1 protein-coding gene is annotated in these 3062 nt (G+C 34.0%); it reads right to left on the bottom strand.

The features are described 5' to 3' along the window. Positions 1 to 12: 12 nt before the first annotated feature. Entirely contained in the window at positions 13 to 2610 is a 2598-nt protein-coding gene (locus tag A9G48_RS00340; RefSeq protein ID WP_034946430.1) for an autotransporter outer membrane beta-barrel domain-containing protein, read from the bottom strand. Positions 2611 to 3062: the final 452 nt, after the last annotated feature.

Genomic DNA, 3062 nt, shown 5'->3' with positions numbered 1-3062 from the left:
TTTTTTAAATTATTAGAATGAATAGTTCAAACCTATTTGCGCACCAAGTTGACGGTAGTTGTTGCTACCAAATCGGCTGTCTAATTGAGCATAGCTACTGAGGGATTTGGTTAAATTACCATTCACACCCACTTTTAATTCAATATAATTTTTACTCATGTCTGACTCAACATGTTTACCATTAATTTTTGCTTCCGGTGAAGAAGAATCATACAACCAGTTGGCTTCTATAAATGGTAATACTCCATAGCCTTCTTTAGTGCTTTGACCATAGAATCTTGCACCTAAACGCATTTGTACTCCATCACCATTAACATTACTTACTTCGCCTTGTGTGCCTAACTTAAAGTTGTGGCTGTCTGACCAGGTATAGCCTAACTGAGCATGTGGTTCAAGTAACCAATTCTTAACTAAACCTTCATGAAGAACTAAACCATAACCAGCTTCCGCTGATACTGTAATTGCCTTCCCATTATAATGACTTGAGAAGTGTCTTATTTCCGACAAATATGTTGAATTGTTATTTTTAAACCAGCTGTATTGAGCCCAAGTATCAACATATAAACCTGCGCCATTTACTTGGTCATTCCAATTACCATAAACACCTAAGTTATAACCAGTAACTCGTCCGTCCCCTTTACGTACGCTGTGTTTTTGATTGGTATCTGTTGAACTATGGCCATAACCACCATAAACACCAACTTTAAATTGCTCTTGTGATAATACATCCACACCCATTTCTATTACTGAGGTTCGAATGTTTACTGATTGTTTGCCTCCAAATAAATCACTTTGTGCGCGGTTATATTTGTAACTCATCCAAACATTTGATTCAGGTACATAAATTGAAGTATCTCTATCATGTGCACTGTGACGGAACATATTTAACGACGCCATATGATTGGCAAAAACTGAACCTGCAACAGGCGATTTATGGACATTTGAAAATGCATTAGTGTATTTTATTAATAAACGACCATAAGCATCCCAATCAAAAACGTAATCCAAAGCACTATCTGGTTTTTCTATAACATGCCATTCTGATTCGTCATCTCCATTAACTTCAACAAAATCTATTATTTCACCTTCTTCAATATTTTTGCCGTTAATTTCTACAATATTAATATTTGTCTTACCAGTTGCGTTACCCGTTACTACCATTTTATCTGATTGTTTTTTTGCAACATCGGCATAGATATTTAGCTGACCATTTTCACCATGGTAATCTCCATTTACTGTTAATACTGTATTTGCTGAATTTTTACCTAAATCAATAGTTCCAGCATTAACTACATTACCGACTGTTTGATTATGATTATTTAAATTTAATGAACCACCTTTACCAATATTGTAATCAGAATTAGGGCTAAATACATTTTCACCATTTGCATTCAAAGAACCACCGGTTATATTGGTTTTTCCTTTATAAGTATGTTTACCATTAACAAAGTTATCGCCTGAAACAACGTTAACGTTACCTTCACCGTCAATATCCCATAGTACTTGATAATCTTTATCGGTATGGTTAAAATTTAATTCGCCATCATCTTTTAAAGTGATAATAGGTGTATCAATCGTACCTGCTTTTTCTGCTGCTTTACCAACAGCACCACCGATATTTACTGCACCACCTTTTTCGATAAGTATACCTTCATTATCACCATTAGCATCATCTTTGACTTTCATGGTTGCATTATTAGATACAGTTATCTCACTTGTTAAATCAGTTTTGGTGTGATTAAACACTTTTACTTTTTTCGTGGCATTTAATTGTGACCCTTCACCATCAACTAAAATTTTACCATGTCTAACAATTAATTCTTTATAAGCGTCTCCATCTTCAACATTCAGACTTCCGCCATTAGTAATATTGATTTCACCATAACCTTTCTTGTTTGTATTTTGAGTTCCAAGCCTCAGACCTGTAGAATTGAAAGCAGAGCCTTGGCCATCAATATTTATGATTGCATTTCCATCTTCATTACCTATAAATGTACCTCTAGAAGAATTAACTACGCCTCTATCAAGTATATTAATTACAGCATTACCATCATTAGCTATACTTATATCATGACGTTGACTTAATACACTACCGTTACCTGATATAGTTACTTTTGCATTAGAGCTACTGTCATACGCAACACTCGTTGAAGCCCATCCAGTATTTGTAAAAGTGCCGCCGTTTGTGATTAAAATATCAGCATCGCCCCCCCCCCCTAAATAAACACTACCCACAGTACTGGTAAGATGCCCATTATCAAGTATTAATTTACCTGAACTTCCTTCATTTTTCCCTACCATAATTCTCTGCGTTGTAAGTGAACCTTGATCACTAATAGTCAAGCTTCCTATACCATCCATACCTACAAAATGTTGATCATTGCTCACCCCACCTTGAATTGTTCCAGAGCCGTCACCTTTTATTGTTTCATCCGATTCTATTGGTATTATTGCCGCTAAAGCACCACCTGCAATAAATGTTGATATAGCACCTACTACAGCTGTTTTAATTAGTAAAGATTTTGCTTTTTTTCCTCTACCTTTAGCTAATTCAGATACAGCCAGGCATTTTCCCTGCCGATTTTTTATAACTTTATAAATTTTATTCATTTACTTTTCCCTTTCTGTTCTTAAAATTAAACATAATTTCTGATAACAGCAAAAATTATGCGACCCACATTATCGAATGAATTAATTAATCAATCAATATCTAATTGGTCATTCTTGACTTTAAAATAACCTGATTTAACTCTTTGATTAAATTAACATCAAACAGAAGGAACACTTAATTACTTATATGCTTCATTTGCTCAGTAACAAAGCTTCATTAATCATGATAATGTCAGAGATAATATTAATTATTATTTTAATTAGATAAGTTATTTAATATAGATAAAAAAACAGCACCAATTAAGTGCTGCTTTTTTTTATTGAGTTTTTTTAAATTATTAGAATGAATAGTTCAAACCTATTTGCGCACCAAGTTGACGGTAGTTGTTGCTACCAAATCGGCTGTCTAATTGAGCATAGCTACTGAGGGATTTGGTTAAATTACCATTCAC

It is taken from the genome of Gilliamella sp. wkB18 (assembly GCF_001690875.1).
Classification (GTDB): Bacteria; Pseudomonadota; Gammaproteobacteria; order Enterobacterales; family Orbaceae; genus Gilliamella; species Gilliamella apicola_A.
The sequence above is the reverse complement of the archived record's forward strand: the minus strand, read 5'-3'. Positions and strand labels throughout refer to the sequence as shown.

Coding starts and splice junctions, on each gene's coding strand:
- A9G48_RS00340 (WP_034946430.1), bottom strand. CDS start 2,610: ATGAATAAAATTTATAAAGTTATAAAAAATCGGCAGGGAAAATGCCTG.